Annotated in this window: 20 protein-coding genes; 11 read left to right on the top strand and 9 right to left on the bottom strand. The window is 69.8% G+C overall.

Annotated features, from left to right (window positions below):
* The first annotated feature begins 99 nt into the window (after window positions 1-99).
* From rpsF to rplI, 4 genes are all read left to right on the top strand, one after another.
* Window positions 100-390, top strand: a complete 291-nt coding sequence (gene rpsF / locus Val02_RS38340) for a 30S ribosomal protein S6 (protein WP_203904222.1) — start codon at window positions 100-102, stop codon at window positions 388-390.
* A gap of 102 nt (window positions 391-492) precedes the next feature.
* The gene (locus Val02_RS38335; RefSeq protein ID WP_203904221.1) at window positions 493-1,083 is read left to right on the top strand and encodes a single-stranded DNA-binding protein; all 591 of its coding nucleotides are present in this window, start codon (window positions 493-495) and stop codon (window positions 1,081-1,083) included.
* 9 nt (window positions 1,084-1,092) lie between these two features.
* On the top strand, window positions 1,093-1,332 hold the full coding sequence (gene rpsR / locus Val02_RS38330) for a 30S ribosomal protein S18 (RefSeq protein WP_203904220.1): 240 nt from the start codon (window positions 1,093-1,095) through the stop codon (window positions 1,330-1,332).
* Window positions 1,333-1,348: 16 nt separating this feature from the next.
* A complete protein-coding gene (gene rplI, locus Val02_RS38325) occupies window positions 1,349-1,798 on the top strand; it encodes a 50S ribosomal protein L9 (protein ID WP_203904219.1) in 450 nt (149 codons plus the stop codon).
* Between the two features lie 133 nt (window positions 1,799-1,931).
* On the opposite strand, the gene Val02_RS38320 is transcribed toward rplI, so the two are convergent.
* Complete coding sequence (locus Val02_RS38320; protein WP_203904218.1) at window positions 1,932-3,917, bottom strand: hypothetical protein; 1,986 nt, start codon at window positions 3,915-3,917, stop codon at window positions 1,932-1,934.
* A 429-nt stretch (window positions 3,918-4,346) separates the two neighbouring features.
* Between Val02_RS38320 and dnaB the strand changes: the two genes are divergently transcribed.
* Window positions 4,347-5,792 carry a replicative DNA helicase gene (dnaB, locus tag Val02_RS38315; protein WP_203904217.1) on the top strand — a complete coding sequence of 482 codons (1,446 nt, stop codon included), beginning with the start codon at window positions 4,347-4,349 and terminating at the stop codon, window positions 5,790-5,792.
* A 4-nt stretch (window positions 5,793-5,796) separates the two neighbouring features.
* Window positions 5,797-6,729 (top strand): helix-turn-helix domain-containing protein, encoded by a 933-nt coding sequence (locus Val02_RS38310; RefSeq protein WP_203904216.1) that lies wholly within the window; start codon window positions 5,797-5,799, stop codon window positions 6,727-6,729.
* Here the strand turns inward: Val02_RS38310 and Val02_RS38305 are convergent.
* The 3 genes from Val02_RS38305 to Val02_RS38295 are packed head-to-tail and all read right to left on the bottom strand — an operon-like array spanning window position 6,695 to window position 10,591.
* Window positions 6,695-7,399 carry an alpha/beta fold hydrolase gene (locus Val02_RS38305; protein WP_203904215.1) on the bottom strand — a complete coding sequence of 235 codons (705 nt, stop codon included), beginning with the start codon at window positions 7,397-7,399 and terminating at the stop codon, window positions 6,695-6,697. The two genes, Val02_RS38310 and Val02_RS38305, sit on opposite strands and share 35 nt — an antisense overlap.
* A gap of 5 nt (window positions 7,400-7,404) precedes the next feature.
* Window positions 7,405-8,037 (bottom strand): phosphoribosyltransferase, encoded by a 633-nt coding sequence (locus Val02_RS38300; RefSeq protein WP_203904214.1) that lies wholly within the window; start codon window positions 8,035-8,037, stop codon window positions 7,405-7,407.
* A gap of 37 nt (window positions 8,038-8,074) precedes the next feature.
* Window positions 8,075-10,591, bottom strand: a complete 2,517-nt coding sequence (locus Val02_RS38295; RefSeq protein WP_373318010.1) for a putative bifunctional diguanylate cyclase/phosphodiesterase — start codon at window positions 10,589-10,591, stop codon at window positions 8,075-8,077.
* A gap of 453 nt (window positions 10,592-11,044) precedes the next feature.
* Between Val02_RS38295 and moaC the strand changes: the two genes are divergently transcribed.
* Genes moaC through Val02_RS38270 form a run of 5 tightly spaced genes read left to right on the top strand, consistent with a single transcriptional unit; the run spans window position 11,045 to window position 13,983 of the window.
* Entirely contained in the window at window positions 11,045-11,521 is a 477-nt protein-coding gene (moaC, locus tag Val02_RS38290; protein WP_203904212.1) for a cyclic pyranopterin monophosphate synthase MoaC, read from the top strand.
* The gene (locus Val02_RS38285) at window positions 11,518-12,021 is read left to right on the top strand and encodes a MogA/MoaB family molybdenum cofactor biosynthesis protein (protein WP_239153655.1); all 504 of its coding nucleotides are present in this window, start codon (window positions 11,518-11,520) and stop codon (window positions 12,019-12,021) included. The genes moaC and Val02_RS38285 overlap by 4 nt, the downstream gene beginning before the upstream one ends.
* A gap of 47 nt (window positions 12,022-12,068) precedes the next feature.
* Entirely contained in the window at window positions 12,069-12,386 is a 318-nt protein-coding gene (locus tag Val02_RS38280; protein ID WP_203904211.1) for a hypothetical protein, read from the top strand.
* Between the two features lie 23 nt (window positions 12,387-12,409).
* Window positions 12,410-13,576: a molybdopterin molybdotransferase MoeA gene (locus Val02_RS38275; RefSeq protein WP_203904247.1), complete on the top strand. Its 1,167-nt coding sequence runs from the start codon at window positions 12,410-12,412 to the stop codon at window positions 13,574-13,576.
* Entirely contained in the window at window positions 13,573-13,983 is a 411-nt protein-coding gene (locus tag Val02_RS38270) for a molybdenum cofactor biosynthesis protein MoaE (RefSeq protein ID WP_203904210.1), read from the top strand. Before Val02_RS38275 ends, Val02_RS38270 begins: the two co-directional genes overlap by 4 nt.
* Here Val02_RS38270 and Val02_RS38265 read toward each other — a convergent pair.
* From Val02_RS38265 to Val02_RS38245, 5 genes are all read right to left on the bottom strand, one after another.
* Window positions 13,980-14,360, bottom strand: a complete 381-nt coding sequence (locus Val02_RS38265) for a hypothetical protein (RefSeq protein WP_203904209.1) — start codon at window positions 14,358-14,360, stop codon at window positions 13,980-13,982. The two genes, Val02_RS38270 and Val02_RS38265, sit on opposite strands and share 4 nt — an antisense overlap.
* A complete protein-coding gene (locus Val02_RS38260; protein WP_203904208.1) occupies window positions 14,357-14,533 on the bottom strand; it encodes a hypothetical protein in 177 nt (58 codons plus the stop codon). Before Val02_RS38260 ends, Val02_RS38265 begins: the two co-directional genes overlap by 4 nt.
* Before the next feature lie 90 nt (window positions 14,534-14,623).
* Window positions 14,624-15,145 carry a hypothetical protein gene (locus Val02_RS38255; protein WP_203904207.1) on the bottom strand — a complete coding sequence of 174 codons (522 nt, stop codon included), beginning with the start codon at window positions 15,143-15,145 and terminating at the stop codon, window positions 14,624-14,626.
* A 67-nt stretch (window positions 15,146-15,212) separates the two neighbouring features.
* Window positions 15,213-15,680 carry a GNAT family N-acetyltransferase gene (locus Val02_RS38250; protein ID WP_239153654.1) on the bottom strand — a complete coding sequence of 156 codons (468 nt, stop codon included), beginning with the start codon at window positions 15,678-15,680 and terminating at the stop codon, window positions 15,213-15,215.
* The gene (locus Val02_RS38245; RefSeq protein ID WP_239153653.1) at window positions 15,613-17,091 is read right to left on the bottom strand and encodes an NsdA family TPR-like regulatory protein; all 1,479 of its coding nucleotides are present in this window, start codon (window positions 17,089-17,091) and stop codon (window positions 15,613-15,615) included. Before Val02_RS38245 ends, Val02_RS38250 begins: the two co-directional genes overlap by 68 nt.
* Window positions 17,092-17,164 lie beyond the last annotated feature (73 nt).

Here is a 17,164-nt window from a genome sequence, read left to right as displayed (position 1 = left end):
CCTTGTCCGGTTCCCCGCGCGATCGACTGTTGCGGGGGCGACGCTCGACCTCCTGCCACGGACCGACCGTGGCCGTTCAGACCAGAGGAGGTGAATGTCTTGCGTCATTACGAAATCATGGTGATCCTCGACGGCAGTCTCGAGGAGCGCACCGTAGCCCCGTCGCTGGACACGTATCTCAACGTGATCCGCACCGCGGGTGGTTCGGTCGAGAAGCTCGACGTGTGGGGCCGCCGGCGCCTCACGTACGAGATCAACAAGAAGGCCGAAGGTATCTACGCCGTCATCGACCTGCACGCCGAACCGGCTGCAGTGGCCGAGCTGGACCGCCAGCTGCGCCTCAACGAGTCGGTGCTGCGTACCAAGGTCATCCGGCCGGAAGTCCGCTAGGACCCGGCATACCCGATCCGTTCCGCCGCACGCCGCGCGGATTTCTGTCGTAGGCGTGTGGCAGGGTCACCGTGAGGATCGACCTCCCCCGAGGAGAACATCATGGCTGGAGATACCACCATCACCGTCATCGGCAATCTGACCGATGACCCCGAGCTCCGTTTCACTCCGTCCGGTGCCGCAGTCGCCAAGTTCCGGGTCGCCTCGACGCCACGGTTCATGGACAAGGGCACCAACGAGTGGAAGGACGGCGAGCCACTGTTCCTCGCCTGCACGGTGTGGCGCCAGGCCGCGGAAAACGTGGCCGAGTCGCTGCAGCGTGGGGCACGAGTGATCGTGTCCGGTCGGCTGAAGCAACGCAGCTACGAGACCCAGCAGGGAGAGAAGCGCACCGTCATCGAGCTGGAGGTCGACGAGATCGGCCCGTCGTTGCGCTACGCCACCGCCAAGGTGCAGAAGATGCAGCGTTCCGGTGGGGGCGGCGGCGGCTTCGGTTCCGGCGGCGGCAATGGCGACGGTGGCTTCGGCGGCGGTGGAGGCGGTGGCAACCGCGGCGGTTTCAACAACAACCGCGGCGGCGGCAACAGCGGGGGCAGTGGCGGTCAGTACGCCGACGACCCGTGGGCCAGTGCCACGCCGGCCGGTGGGGGCGGCGGATCGGGCTCTTCGTTCGACGACGAGCCACCTTTCTAGGAGTAAGACATGGCGAAGGCTGCGGTTCTGCGCAAGCCGAAGAAGAAGGTGAATCCTCTCGACAAGGAGAGCATCACCTACATCGACTACAAGGACACCGCGCTGCTGCGGAAGTTCATCTCGGACCGGGGCAAGATCCGTGCCCGCCGGGTCACCGGGGTGAGCGCGCGGCAGCAGCGTCAGATCGCGAAGGCCGTGAAGAACGCCCGCGAGATGGCGCTGCTGGCGTACACGACGACGGCGCGCTGACGGGGGAGGACGGACAATGAAGATCATCCTCACCCATGAGGTCAACGGCCTCGGTGCCCCCGGCGACATCGTCGAGGTCAAGAACGGCTACGGGCGCAACTACCTGTTGCCGCAGGGCTTCGCGATCCTGTGGACCAAGGGCGCCGAGAAGCAGGTCGACGTGATCAAGCGGGCCCGTGGTGCCCGGGAGATCCGCGACCTCGGCCACGCCAACGAGGTCAAGGGCCAGCTCGAAGGGCTCTCCGTCAAGCTCGCGCTGCGCGCGGGCAACGGCGGCCGCCTCTACGGTTCGGTCACCCCGGCCGAGATCGTCGACGCCGTCAAGTCGGCCGGCGGTCCCGAGCTCGACCGCCGGCGGCTCCAGCTGCCGAACGCCGTGAAGACGCTCGGCGACTACAAGGTGTCGGTTCGCCTGCACCCGGAGGTCACCGCCACGTTCACGCTGACGGTCGCTGCCGCGAAGTAATCGCGGAGTTACGCCGGAAAGGCGCCGGTTGCCCCCAAAGGGCCGACCGGCGCCTTTTCTGTATTTATAGAACCTTTAGAGTGTGACTCAGCGCATTTGGGCGCGCTTTCCCGCGGGTTAAGGAAATGGGCCCTCAGCTGCTGAGGAACGTGTTCAGCAGGGTCGCGAGACCGCTACCGATCGTAGCGGCTGCGAAGCCGGTACCCATCGCACGCCAGCCGGCGTTGAAGTAGCGCAGCCCCACCGCCGTCGCCGCGCCCAGCGCCAGCGCCACGACCACCCACGGGATGAACCCGGCGACCCCGATCAGCGCGATGTCCCGCTGCGACTGGCACGGCTGCACATCACAGGTGGCCGGCACCGTCGAGTCGGTCTGGAAGATGTAGAACGCGTAGATCGCCGCCGGCGCCAGGAACCAGAGGAACGTCGCGAGCACACTGGCCGCATACGTGCTGGTGGCGGCCGCCTCCGGCGGTTCGTCGTCGTAATCGCGCCGGTCCGCCGCCTCGCGATCGTCGGCCCGCGCCGCCGGACGGGCACCACGCACCGGGGCCGCCGTGCCGCCGCTCCACGCCGCGCCGGAGACGAGTTCGTCGCTCAGATCCGGCCGGGGGAAGCCGCCGGTCGTGCGGGCGTCGATCGGCGGCTGGCTGCCCGTCGTGCGCACGTCCGGCCGAGGGAACGTCCCACTCGTCCGCGCATCCGGCCGGGAGAACGTCCCGCTGGTGCGCGCGTTGGGCGCCGTGCCTCCGTAGCGGCCGGTGGTGCCCCGCGACGCCTGGCGGGGGATGCCCGAATCGCCGAAGCCCCGACGGGGGGCCTCCGCGTCGCCGTCCTCGTCGGCCGCGCGCCGCGACCCGCCGTACGTGGACGTGACGTCGTCGGTGTCGCGGCCACGCCCGTAGCGGGGAGTGCGTCCGTAAACCCCGGAGGCCGTGGAGCCGGACGTGGTGTCGCCGTAGCCGGTGTCGTCGGAGGAGTCGGTGTAACGGCGCGGGCCCGGAGTGCCGCCCCGTTCCGACCCGGTATAGCCGCCGGTGTCGGTGTCGCGCACCGACGACAGGTACGACGGGGGCTTGTACTCAGAACGGCCCGTCGTCGCCGACGGGCCGTGGGGAGCGCGTGCGCCCGGTGGATCCGTCCGGCCCGGCGGTGCCTGAGACTCGTCGGGGTCGCCGTACCTGCGTGCGCGCCGGCTACCCGCATCGGTCTGTCCCGCACGGAACGACCGCTCGCTCCAGTCCGTCGAACGGCCGGTCGGATGATCATCGCGACCCTCGGGCTGCCACGCGTGGTGGCCGCCGCCGGTGCGTTCGTACCAGTCGACGTCATCGACGACGCGGTCGCTGCGCCGACGACCACCACGCACGTCGCCGGTCTCCTCGAACCGGCCGATGCTGAAGTCCGGCCGCTCCGGCGTGGGCTCCTTGGGGACCCAACGGCCCTGGCGGGAGTTCCACCGGCCGGTGTCATGCTCGGACACCGGCGCGTCCGGTGACGGCTCGCTCGAGCTCCAGCCCCCGACCTGGTCCTCCGGCTCGGCCCGACGCCGACGCCCGCCCTCCGAACGCGCCCGCGGCGGCGGCGTAGGACTGTCGGAGAAGCCCGACGGCGGCGTGTACCCACCGGAACGGCTCGTCGGCGTCACGGTGTCGGAGAAGCCCGACGGCGGCGTGTACCCACCCGACCGGCTCGTCGGCGTCACCTCGTCCGAGAACCCGGCGGGCGGCGTGTACCCGCGACGCCCACGCGGCGGAGGCGTGTCCGAGATCGAACGCCCCCGCGTGTCCGCCGGCCCGCTCGGCAGGGCCGGACGCGACTGCTCACCCCGCCGCAGCGTCGGCGTGTCGTCAGAGGAACGCGGATCGCGGGCCTGACCACCCGGCGGCGGCACGGAGGCCCGCCCGGACGAGACCGACGGGTACTTCGGCGACGGCCGGTCATCGGTCGAACGGTGCCGGGGCATCTCACCGGTCTGACCCGTCGAGCGGTGCCGCGGCTGCTCCCCGGTCGAACGGTGGCGCCGCGGCGGCTGCCAATCCCGCTCCTGCGGCCAACCACCCGGCACCGGACCGGGCGGCTCCTCGATGGGCTCGTCGCCACCCCGCCGACCCTCCACCTGGCCCCTGTCAGCCCTTCGGCTGCCATGGCGCCGACGGTCGGCTGAGTACGGGTCCACCGCCGGAGCGTCGCCTGCCTGGGCCCGAAAGTCCATCCGCCGACCAGCCACTCATGCTCCGAATCACCTGAGCTGATGGTTACTATTTCCTGTCCACACCCTGCGGACAAAGTTTCCCCAGCTCAGAGGCCTTGCGATGAACGTGTCAACAGGGCTGTCCACAGGCTGTGCACACCGCTGACCACCGCTTCTCCGCACTTATCCACAGCTTGTCCCGAGGTGCGTCCACCGTCGCGTTTGATCGTCGCCCCTCGTTGCTCTTACCGTGAGCAGCTTGCCTGACCGCTTGCCGGCGGGCAAACGGGGGAAACTGTCGTACGGGTGTACTAACGTAGGTCGCGGCTCGGCGGCGTGTGGAAGGGGGCCAGGGTGTCGGTCACCGATGACGTCCGCGCGGCGCAACAACCTGGCGAGCGGGGCAGACGAGAGCCGTCCGGCGGCGGCAACCGATCCGGCGACGGCCCACCACCCCGCGAGAGCGGCGGCGGAGGCGGCTACGACCGCACCCCACCCCAGGACATCGCCGCCGAGCAGTGCGTCCTCGGCGGCATGCTGCTCAGCAAGGACGCCATCGCCGACGTCGTCGAAATCGTCCGCACCCACGACTTCTACCGCCCCGCACACGCCACGATCTACGACAAGATCCTGGAGCTGTACGGCCGCGGCGAGCCGGCCGACGCCATCACCGTCACCGCCGCCCTCGCCGACTCCGGCGACCTGGCCCGGATCGGCGGCGCACCGTACCTCTACGACCTCGTCGACATCGTCCCCACCGCCGCCAACGCCTCCTACTACGCGCGCATCGTCGCCGAACGCGCCGTCCTGCGCCGCCTCGTCGAGGCCGGCACCAAGATCGTGCAACTCGGCTACGGCGGCGACAACCGCGAGGTCGACGACATCGTCGACCTGGCCCAGCAGGAGATCTACAACGTCACCGAGAAGCGGGTCAGCGAGGACTTCGCGGTACTCGCCGAAATGCTCCAGCCGACACTCGACGAGATCGAAGCCGTCGGAGCCGCCGGCGGCGTGATGACCGGGGTCCCCACCGGATTCACCGACCTCGACCGGCTGCTCAACGGGCTGCACCCCGGACAGCTCATCATCGTGGCGGGGCGCCCCGGTCTCGGTAAAAGCACCGCGGGAATGGACTTCGTCCGAGCCGCGTCGATCAAACACAACATGGCTGGCGCGATCTTCTCCCTCGAAATGAGCAAGGTCGAGATCGTCATGCGTCTGCTCTCCGCCGAGGCGCGCGTCCCCCTGCACGTCCTGCGCTCCGGACAGCTCTCCGACGACGACTGGACCAAACTCGCCCGCCGCATGGGCGAGATCAGCGAGGCACCCCTCTTCGTCGACGACACACCCAACATGAACCTCATGGAGATCCGGGCCAAGGCGCGCCGGCTCAAGCAACGGCACGACCTGAAGCTGATCGTCGTCGACTACCTGCAGCTGATGTCCTCGCCGAAGAAGACCGAGAGCCGGCAGCAGGAGGTCGCGGAGCTTTCCCGTGGGTTGAAGCTGCTGGCGAAAGAGGTCGAGTGCCCGGTCGTGGCGGTCAGTCAGCTGAACCGTGGGCCGGAGCAGCGGACGGACAAGCGGCCGCAGCTGAGTGACCTTCGAGAATCGGGCTCGATCGAGCAGGACGCCGACGTCGTCATCCTTTTGCATCGCGACGACTATTACGACAAAGAATCACCCAGAGCGGGTGAAGCGGATTTCATCGTAGCAAAACACAGAAATGGTCCGACTGATACCATAACGGTCGCGGCGCAGCTGCACCTCAGTCGATTCGTCGACATGGCAATAAGCTGATGAAATGCGCCGCGTTCTATCTTCGTCGGAGCAGGACAAGATTGTTGAGCTTGCCGCCAAAGGCGATTTGACGCAGGACATTGCCGATCGTTTCGGGGTCACCCGCCAGGCGATCCGCAATGTCCTCCGCCGTCGAGGGGTGCCCGGACGTCGCGTAGGAAAGCTGACGGATGAACAGCGGCGCGAGGTAGTCGACCGCTTCGAAGCTGGTGAGAAGCCAGCGGACATTGCAGCGGCATTCGGACTGGCGGAGCCGTCGGTTCGTGGTCTGCTGGATCGCCGCGGGGTGGACCCTCGTGTCAATCACACTCTCCGCGAGGATGCTTTCGACGACCTGAGCGATCCTCGGGCCTGCTGCTGGGCCGGGTTCGTCTTCACCGACGGATCCGTCTCTCGGCGGCACGGTCACAAGGGCTCGGTCTCGATCGGGCTGGCCATTCGCGACTACGGACATCTTGAGTCGTTTCGTAATTTCCTGGGCTCGACCCATGCAATTTCGGTTTCCAACCAGGGGCGGACCTGCCAATTCTCGGTCAGATCCGACCACCTCGTGGACAGGTTGCTCGAGCTCGGGCGCTACAGCGACAAGATCAGCACCCGGCTGTTTTTCTCGCGCGACTTCTGGCGTGGCGTGGTTGACGGCGATGGCTCGATCGGTGCATACAGGGTGGGAAACGCGGAGGCCCTGAGGCCCCAGTTTCGCCTGTGTGGTAGAGAGGCTTTGCTGACCCATTTCCTCGACTTCCTGGACGTTCACGGGATCGTCGGACTGTCGGTCCGGCCGCACAAGTCGATCTTCAATGTGGGCACCAACAGTGGCCCGGCTGCGGAGATCATCGAGCTGCTTTATGTGGGGGCGGTCGTGGCGTTGCCGAGAAAAGCCGAAATGGCCTGGCGCATTCTCAATGAGGCGACCAAAGATTTCGTAATGCTGTAGCGAAGCGTTCCGGTTCGCTGACGTGTGGGGGCCGGATGTGGTTGCCGTGGTACTCGTCGACCCGTGCGGCGGGGAAGAGTTCGGCGAGGGTGTGGGCGGTGTCGGCGAAGAACGGGTGGCTGTCGTCGGCGTACGGCAGGTAGACGGGTCGGGTGAAGGCGCCGATCTGTGCCGGTGTCAGGGATGTGGCGCGGAGTGCGCGCCAGATGTCGCCGCCGCGGTCGACTCGTTCGTGGGCCCAGGCCGGTGGTGATGTGGGCGGTGGGGGGATGTCGGATCCGGGGCGGGTGAGCAGTTCGTGGAAGACCGGCCAGCGTTGCTCCGGCGGGGTGTGCAGCATGATCTCGTCCATGCGGGCGGTGAAGCCGGACGGGTCGGGCAGGCCGGTCCAGGGCGGTTCGATCAAGGTGAGGGTGGCGACGGTGGCGGGGTGCCGGACGGCGTAGGCGAGTGCGACGCTGGCGCCGGCGGAGTAGCCGAGCAGGTGGACGGCCGGCCGTGCGCCGATGGCGGAGGACAGCGTCGTGAGTTCCGTCGTCAGCGAATAGCGCTCGGGTAGCGAAGGCGCGTAGCCGGCCAGGTCGCGGAGTTCGCCGAAGCCGAGGGTGCGGGCCAGGGCGGCGAACGTCAGGTGTGCCGGCACCACGCCGTTGAGGCAGATCAGATCCACAAGTATCAATCGTGCGGTATGGCCAGGTGTCGCAGGATCTCGAGGTCGCTGACCTGACGGAAGTCGTCGTAGTGGCGGCTGACCGCGTCGAACGTCGCGGGGCGCAGCGGGCACACCACCTCGTCGGCGCGTTCGGCGACGCGGGCGATGCCTTCGGCCGAGCCGACCGGTGCGGCGAACACGACCCGGCGGGCACCCATCCGGTGCAGCACGTCGACGGCGACGCGGGCGGTGGCGCCGGTGGCGAGCCCGTCGTCGACGATGATCGCGGTGCGGCCGTCGATGGTGGGTGGCGGGCGGCCGAGGCGGTAGCGGCGTTCGCGGCGGTCCAGTTCGGTGCGTTCGCGGCGCAGGACGGCGTGCATGGCGGTCGGGTCGAGGCGGGCCGCGATCTCCTCGTTCAGGACGACGGCGCCGCCCGGGCCGAGTGCGCCGAACGCCACCTCCGGGGCCCATGGCACGCCGAGTTTGCGTACCGACAGGGCGTCGAGCGGCAGTCGCAGGACGGCGGCGACGCACGCCGCGACGGGTATGCCGCCGCGCAGCAGCCCGAGCACGACGGCGTTGGGGTCGCCGGTGTAGGGGTGGAGGTGGGCGGCTAGGGCGTTCCCGGCGGTGGGCCGGTCACGGTACGCCATCCCATATGTGTAGCGGGTGATCGCGCGGTGCGCTACGTCAGCCCTCGGCGGTCTGGTTGCCGTTGCTGCGGGAACGGCGGCTCTGCGGGATCCGCACCACGGTGCCGGCCTCGTGCAGCGGGGCGGCGAGGCAGCCGGGGCGGCCGTTGGTGCCGCGGCGCAGCATCTGGAGGAGGCGTTCGGGGCGGACCGGGCGGGCGAAGAGGTGCCCCTGTGCGGTGGGGCAGCCGAGCTCCCACAGGCGGGCCCGCTGCTGGTCGGTCTCGACGCCCTCGGCGACCACGAGCAGGTCGAGGCTGCGTCCGAGGTCGATGGTGGAACGCACCACCGCGGCCTCGGTCGGCGATTCCATCGCGGCGACGAAGCTGCGGTCGATCTTCAGCTCGTGCACGGGTACGCGGGCCAGGGTCGCCAGCGACGAGTAGCCGGTGCCGAAGTCGTCGAGGGCGAGCTGGACGCCGAGTTCGCGCAGCCGGCCGAGCACCTCGTCGACGACCTCGAGCTGGGAGAGCGTGACGGTCTCGGTCAGTTCGACCATGACCTGTGCGGGTGGGATGTCGCGCGCGGAGAGGCGGGCGGCGACGGAGTCGGGGAACGTCGGGTCGAGGAGGCTGCGCGGGGAGACGTTGACGGCGACGACGAGGTCGAATCCGGCCTCGCGCCACGAGGCGGCCGCCTGCAGGGCCTGGTCGAGCACGATGTCGGCGAACGCGGAGAGCTGGCCGGAGCGTTCGACGGCGTCGAGGAAGTGCGCGGGGGAGAGGTCGCCGCGCTTCGGGTGGGCCCAGCGGGTGAGCGCCTCGGCGCCGATGACCTCGCCGCTGCCGAGGTCGACGATCGGCTGGAAGTTGACGACGAACTCGTCCTCGGCGATGGCCCGGGCGAGGTCGCCGGCGAGTGAGAGGGTGCCGACGTCGGCGGTGTCGCGGGCGCGGGCGAACACGGCGACCCGCTGGCCGTCCCGCTTGGCCTGGTACATGGCGACGTCGGCGCGCCGCAGCAGTTCCTCGATGTCGCAGTCGCCGGGGGCCACGGCGACGCCGCCGCACGCCTCGATGGACAGCCGCACGCCGTCCAGTTCCAGCGGAGGGTTGAGCGCGGCGAGGAGCGAGTGGGCGCGGGAGACGGCGAGGGCCGGCGCGGGCAGGCCCACGAGCAGGATCGCGAACTCGTCGCCGCCGAGCCGGGCGACCAGGTCGTGCGGCTGGACGGCGTCGGCGAGGCGGGTGCCGATCTCGCGCAGCACCTGGTCGCCGGCGGAGTGCCCGAGGGTGTCGTTGATTTCCTTGAAGTGGTTGAGGTCGATCAGCAGGAGCGCGGTGGTGCCGCGCGCCGGCGTCTCGGTGAGCACCGCGGCCGAGTATTCGAGGAGCTTGCGCCGGTTGGCGAGGCCGGTGAGCGGGTCGATGGCGGCGGCGCGGGCGTGGCTGTCGGCGAGGCGCTTGGTCTCGGCGTGGGTGCTGGCGTTGCGGATGGCGGTGCAGAGTGCGGCCGCGAACGTCGACAGCGTGTAGGTCTCGCGTTCGGACAGGGTGATCTCGCCGCGCAGGAGGAGCCGCAGTTCGCCGAGCGATTCCTGGTCGGTGTTGGTGGCGAGGTCGATGGGGATGGCCTGCCCGTCGGCTTTGGGGGCGTCGGCGGGCGGGCCGTCGTAGCTGACCCCGGTGGCGTCGCCGCGGACGAGCCGGCTCGGTTCGCGGATCTCGACCTCGATGCCGTCGACGGAGAACAGGTCGGCGGCGCGGGTGACCGCTGTGCGCAGCACGCCGTCCAGGTCGACGGAGTTGAACTCGTCGGTGGCCTGGGCGAGCCGCTGCCAGGCCTCGCGTTCGCTGCGGGCGCGCAGCTGCATCGCGGAGGCGAGGTGGACGGCGTAGATGAACAGCGGCAGGACCAGCAGGAACCAGTCGTTGCGCAGGACGACGAGGTAGGTGACGTACGCGGCGATCAGGCCGCCGATCCGGACGCCGAGGCGGATGTCCCAGTCGGCGGTGACCACCTGCCGCATGGTGAGTCCGCTGGCGCGGGAGATCACGGGAGTGATGACGACCTCGTCGACGACGGCGTACGCGACCGCGGCGACGATGAAGATGAGTGCCGAGACGAGGAGTCCACGGCTGGGTGCGGTGTCGGCGAGGGTCACGGGGACGAACCCCAGACCCCACATGACCGCGGCGGCTGCGGCCGCGGCCAGGACTTCTTTCGACGTGTTGAACGCCGCTTTGATCGGATCCCGGCGTCGGATGACCTCGCCGGTGATCGTGCCGGCCGCCGCTACCAGGATCGCCTGGGCGGGCGTGCCGAACGCCACGCATAGCAGGACCGCCGCTGAACCGGGGGCGACGCCCCGGAGGGTGGACCTGATCCGGACTTTGATCTGAGACAGGAGTAGGGCGGCGACGTAGATGATCAGCAGCACGCCCTGCCATTCGAGGGGCCCGTCGGCGGGGACTCTCCACAAAGCCCAACCGAGGACGATTACCGCGAGCGCGACGAACAAGTAGACGAAACGGCGCAAAGTCCGCTCCTGTCCGTCCGTCTCTACTCGGGTCACGCGGAGCATCGTGGCCCAGACCTATATACCGCTGTCAACAGCGGAAGCGGTCTGCGTATCTCACGCGATTACGGAGCGTCAGCTCCAGTAGTTGTCACGCACGACTGCCTCCTCCAGAGACCTCGGGACGACACAGGCGTTTTAACCCTTTTTGGGGGGCCTTGCCGACCTCTTGAGATGACTGTACGGGTTACAGCAGGGCCGTGTCCAGGCAAAATGTCGGCAGATTCATAATATGAGAAGTGTGTTGGTTTAGTTCCGGAGAAGTCCGATTAACCAACTACTAATTGTAGTCGAGAATCGAGTGAGGTCCATCCCACTCCCCGGAGGTGTCTGCCACACCGCCGAACCTGTCACTGCGCATGTCGTGATCGGTTCCAGCGATGAACAATTCTCCGCCCGCGTGGCCCGCCCCGACACTGGACGTTCACCCTGGGGATCTAGGCTCGAAGGATGACCGAGCAGCTCACACACGTCGACGCCACGGGGGCCGCCCGCATGGTCGACGTGTCGGCCAAAGAGGTCACCGCGCGTCGTGCGGTTGCCACCGGCACCGTACGAACGACCGTTGACGTCATCGGGTTGCTGCGTGCCGACGGGTTGCCCAAGGGCGACGCGCTGGCCGTCGCGCGGATCGCGGGCATCATGGGCGCCAAGCGCACGCCGGACCTGATCCCGCTCTGCCATCCCATCGCCCTGCACGGCGTCACGGTCGAGCTGGAGCTGCGCGAGAGTTCCGTGGACATCACGGCCGCCACGAAGACGGCCGACCGCACCGGCGTCGAGATGGAGGCGCTGACCTCCGTCGCCGCGGCCGGCCTCGCGCTCGTCGACATGATCAAAGCCGTCGACCCGGCCGCCTCGCTGACCGACGTTCGCGTCGAACGCAAGGAGGGCGGCAAGACCGGCCTGTGGGTTCGGGGCGAATGAGCACGCTGATGAAGGTGCGCGCCAGGGTGGTTGTCGCATCCAACCGGGCAGCAGCGGGCATATATGAGGACACGAGCGGGCCGCTGCTCGTCGACGGGCTGCGCGCGCTCGGGTTCGAGGTGGACGGGCCGGTGGTCGTGCCGGACGGGCCGCCCGTCAAGGAGGCGCTGCTGGCCGCCGTCGCCGACCGGTTCGACGTGGTGGTAACCAGCGGCGGCACCGGGATCAGCCCCACCGACGCCACCCCGGAGATGACCCGCCAGGTCCTCGACTACGAGGTGCCGGGCATCGCCGAGGCGATCCGCGCGATCTCCCGGGACGCGGTGCCGACGGCGGCGCTGTCACGGGGACTGAGCGGGGTCTCCGGACGTTCCCTCATCGTCAACCTGCCGGGATCCAAGGGCGGGGCGCGCGACGGCCTGAAGGTGCTCGGACCCATCCTGTCCCACGCGGTCGACCAGCTGCGCGGCGGTGATCATCCCGGATCCGTGCCGGGCTGACCGGGGTCCGGCGCAAAATGCCAGCGGTCGCTGCGATGCTGTCGGCCATGCGTAAGAACCTGATCCGCGCGGTCGCGGTCGCCGCCGCCGCTACCCTTGCCCTCCTCCCCGCCGGCTGCAGCAGCACCTCCCAGAAGTGCAAGGGCAACTCCTGCGACGTCACCGTCAAGGGCGACGACAACGTGAAGGCGACCGTCCTCGGCATGAAGTGGGAGTTCGACGACCTGCTCGACGACAGCATCGAGGTGGAGAACAAGAAGGGCGAGAAGCTGATGAAGGAGGGCGAGACCGCGACCGTCGGCGGTTTCAAGGTCTTCGTCAAGGACGCCGACAAGGGCTCCGCGAAGCTGGTCATCTCGAAGTAACTAGGCTTCCAGGGGTGACACCCATCTCGTGGCAGGACGCGCGCGCCGCGGTGCACGCCGCCGGCGCCAAGGTCGCCGCGGGCCGGCCGTCGGTCGCCGTACCGCTGGCCGAGGCCGACGGGCTGACCCTGGCCGGACCGCTGGTCGCGCGCACTCCGCTGCCGGCGTTCCCGACCTCCAGCATCGACGGGTACGCCGTGCGCGGTGCCGGGCCGTGGAAGGTCACCGGCCGGATCCTCGCCGGCCGGCCGGCGGCGCCGCTCACCGACGACGGGACCTGCGTCGAGATCGCCACCGGCGCGATGGTGCCGGAGGGCACGACCACGATCCTGCGGGTCGAGGACGCTACGGTCTCCGCTCTGGTGGAGGGGACGCCGCGGGCACCCCGCGAGTGGCGCGACGTCGGCGAGGAATGCGCCGCCGGCGAGGAACTTCTTCCGGCCGGGACCACGGTGACGCCGGGCGTTCTCGGACTGGCCGCCTCGTGCGGGTACGACGAGCTGGCCGTCGTGCCGGCACCCCGGGTCGCCACGATCGTCTTCGGCGACGAGCTGCTGACCGCCGGGGATCCCGGCGACGGCCGCGTACGGGACGCGCTCGGGCCGCAGGTCCCCGGCTGGCTGCGCCGCCTCGGCGCGGTGCCGGCGCCGCCCGTGGGACCCGTTCCGGACACGCTCGAGGCGCACGTCGACGCGCTGCGCTCCGCCGTCGAGACCGGCGCCGACGTCATCTGCACCACCGGCGGCACCATGCGGGGACCCGTCGACCACCTGCACCCCGCGCTCGCCGCGCTCGACGCCGAGTACGTCGTCAACCAGGTCGCCGTGCGGCCCGGGTTCCCGATGCTGGTCGCCGCGCTGCCGGACGGGCGCTTCGTCGCCGGGCTCCCCGGCAACCCGCAGTCGGCGATCGTCGCGCTCGTGTCGCTGGTGGTGCCGCTGCTCGCCGGGCTCACCGGCCGCCCGTTGCCGGTGCTGTCGCCGGTCACGCTCGGGGCGGGCGTTCCGGGCCGCGGGGACTACACGCATCTCGCGCTGGTCGCGCAGGATCCGGCCGGCACCTACTCACCGCTGCCCCACGCGGGCTCCTCGATGCTGCGCGGTCTGTCGCGCGCCGCCGGGTTCGCCGTCATTCCACCCCGTTCCGAGGGAACATCCGGAGCGACGGCCGCCCTGGTGCCACTGCCATGATCCGTGAGGTCACGACGCAGCCGCTCGACGTGGCGGCACACGAGGCCGCGGTGGCCCATCCGGGCGCCGGGGCGGTGGTGACGTTCCAGGGGGTGGTACGCGACCACGACGGCGGCCGCGGCGTCCACGAACTCGAGTACGAGGCACATCCGAGCGCCCGCGACGTGCTGGTGGCCGTGGCCGAGGAGATCGCCGCGGCGCCCGAGGTCTACGCGGTGGCGGTGTCGCACCGGGTCGGCCCGCTCAAAATCGGTGACGTGGCGCTGGTGGCGGCCGTCTCGACGGCCCATCGCGCGGACGCGTTCGCGGCGTGCGCGCGGCTGGTGGACGAGGTGAAGGAGCGGATCCCGGTGTGGAAGCGGCAGGTCTTCGCCGACGGCACCGACGAGTGGGTCAACTCCGCCTAGTCGCGCCACACCTGAAGGGTCGGCAAGCCGCCGTACGCCTGCGGATCACACGTCACCACGTACTGCGCCGCACCGTCGATGACAAGCAGTGCCGCGACGGCCCTGTCGTACGAGCCGAGGAGCCGCATGGCGTTTGCGATCCGACGCCACTCGTCGACGTCAGCGGCCGGGATCACGTCGACGTTCGGGCGCTTCACCAGCAGGTCGAGCCGACCCGTCTCCGAACCGGCCGCGTAGGCGATCGTGAGCGCCTCGACCGGCAGGCCGACGGTCGCACCGGGTTCGTCGGCGATCTCGGCCAGCACCTCGCCGACATGGATGGAGGCGTTCGCGAACGCGCCGATCGCTGAGGCGTCGAGAATGACCCGCCAGGTCACGCGGCGTCGAAACGGGCGAGGAACTCGGTGCGGGCCCGGTCGCGTTCCTCTGGAGTCCAGTGGGCGTCAAGCTCGGCGAGCTGACGACGGACGCGGGCCCGGCCTTCGGCGGTGATGACGACGCCGCGCTCGTCCACGGTGTCCGCAGCGGGGCTTTCGGCGTTGTGGGTCATGCTGCCAAGGTACCCGCTGAGTGGACGGGTGTTCGACTCTCACTTTGTCGTACGGTCGCGTCGGGCGCCGGTGATGACCGGTAAATGGGCTCAACTCGGTCGGACGCCCGGGCGGATCACCTGGAGTCGCCGCTCCGGCGAGAACGTGTGCACCGTGGACGCGGTCCGGGCGACCACCCGCCGCTCCCGATCCGATCCCAGACGGATCACCGTTTCGCCGGAGTGTTCCCGCAGTCCGAGCAGCACGTCCCCGAGCCGCAGAGCCGAGGCCGGCACGGTCAGTCGCTGGTGGGGCCCCTGCATCACGACGAGGAGGCCGCGCAGCATGCCGCTGCGGTAGCTCACCTCCCAGCCGGGCTCGCCGCGTTCCTCGTCCGTCATCTCCGCGAACTCCGCCGTCACGGCGGTGATCTCCTGCCGGACGTCGGCGATGATGCCCTGCCGCTCTACCCGTCGTGCGTCCTCGATCCACGAGGCGAGCATCAGGACCGTTCGGGCGTCGAGCCGCCACGCCAGAACGGCGTCGCGTTTGTCGTAGGCGGTCGCGACTCCACGCAGGGCGTGCGCGAGCACCTCAGCGGCGCCTGCCACCGAAATCGCGGGTCTCTTCACGACACCCAGTCGACCACCACCGTCCCGACGGTGGAACCGGGCGCGACCGTGAACAACGTGAACCTGGTCAGGTCAGCCGCTTGGCGAAGGCACGATTGATGTCAGGGTCCCGCCCCGGCACATACCCGTCGATCGGCCGATAGCCGAGGCTCCGGAACATCGCCACTGCGGCGTCGTTACGGATCCCCGTCTCCAGGACAGCCTGCCGCGCGCCGGCATCGACGGCCAGCTCCTCCAGCCGGGACAGAACCCGGCGCCCGACCCCGTGTCCTCTGGCTTCAGGGACGGTGTACGTCTTCTTGATCTCCACGATGCCGGCGCCGTGCCGGCGGTAGCCGCCGCAGCTGACCGGCGCACCGTCCAGGTAGGCGACGACGAAGGCTCCGCCGGGCGGGGTGAAGTCCGCCGGGTCGAGGTCCACCGGATCCGCATAGCCGTACCGTTCGACCTGATCGCGGAGAAACGCCTCAAGCAGCCGGACCGCGTCCGGATGGTTGGATCGGCGCATCTCGATCACGACCGGGCTCCCCGTCATGGTGCGATAGTGCCCTGTCGAACTCGGGCAGGAAATCTCCGATCACCGACGACGATCGCGCGCGTTCCACCAGCATCGGGCGGAGGGCACGGAGATGACCCCGGCTGCGAGGTGATCGCACACCGTCGAGCAGTCCGAGCCCCACCCGGAGCGAATCGACCGCCTGAGCGGGTGCGTCCGACAGCAGCAGCGCACGTCCGAGAAACGACGTGTGCAAAAGCGCTGAACGCGGGTAGATCGCGCCGTGTGCGTCCGGTGCCAGCTGATCACGGACGGCGTCGCGCAGGAGGTCGACCGCTTCGCTGAGCAGATCCGACCGGGGGTCGGGGAGGTGCGCGGCCAGTCCGACAAGTGCCTGTCCGCGCTCGGCCGCGAGCTGTGCCGGATTCAGGTAGTAGAGAAACGGCGCACCGGACCGGTCGTCGCCGCTCAGCACTTCGACCGCCTGATCAGCACGCCTCAGGAACAGCTCCAGGTCGCCGCTCGCCGCAGCAGCGGTCGCCACCCGGCCGAGCAGCCGCGCGCGGAGTACCGGGTCGCCGCTTCCCTCGCCGAGCGCCGTCTCCGCCAGCCCGACCGCCGCCCTGCCGTGGCCCCGGGAAGCCGACACGTACGCCAGCATGCCGATGGCGTTCGCAGCACGGTCGGTAGCCCCCGCTGCGCGACTTACGGCCGTACTTAACAGCAGGTAGCGCTCCGCCGCGCCGAAGTTGCTGGCGTCGAAGTGCAGCCAACCCAGAAGTTGAGCCAGGTCGGCCAGGACGCCCGTGAGCCGCCGGGCGGTCCCGGCGGTGTGGTTGGCCGCCGCGACGAGGTCGCGGACGTTGCGGAGTTCGCCGGTGATGTAGCGGATGCTCAGCACGCCGCCGCCGTGCCGGTCGTCCAGCCGGCGCAGGGCCGTGACGTGGGCGCTGATCAGGTCGACCTGTTCGGCGCCGACATGTTCGCGACCGGCCCGGGGCGAGGGGATCGGGCTTCCGGCGGTGGACCGGTCACGGACGGCGGTCAACAGGTCCCGGCCGGAGGCCTCCACGATGGGAGCTGCCGGAGCGGCCGCGAGGACGACGAGGTCGTCCAGTGCGGTGAGAACGTCGCCGTCCAGCTTCTCGGCGGCTCCACGCGCTGGCAGTCCCCGATCGCGGTGGGCCGGCCAGAGATCCGCCTCGGTGATCGGGCAGCCGAGACGTGCCGACAGGACACCGGCGGCGATGGCCGGGATGGGTGGACGTGGCCGGTAGCCGCGCCGGATCCACGGGTACGCCGCGGTCGGATCAAGCCGCAACCTCTCGCGACCGTTCTGCGAGAGGCTGCGGTTGATCGCTGCGACGAGCTGTCGGGGACTCCATTCGGCACGGCGCAGCAGCTCCGCAAGGGGAGCCGCCCTGTCCGCCGGACCGGCCGTGGTCGACATCCTCCGCACCGTAGCCGAGCGGCGGCCGCCGGTCCGGCCGGTCGAACCCGGTGTGCGCGAACTTCACGAAGTT

The organism is Virgisporangium aliadipatigenens (assembly GCF_016863615.1).
Lineage (GTDB): Bacteria > Actinomycetota > Actinomycetes > Mycobacteriales > Micromonosporaceae > Virgisporangium > Virgisporangium aliadipatigenens.
Note: the sequence above shows the minus strand (reverse complement) of the source record. Positions and strands in the feature narration are given on the sequence as shown.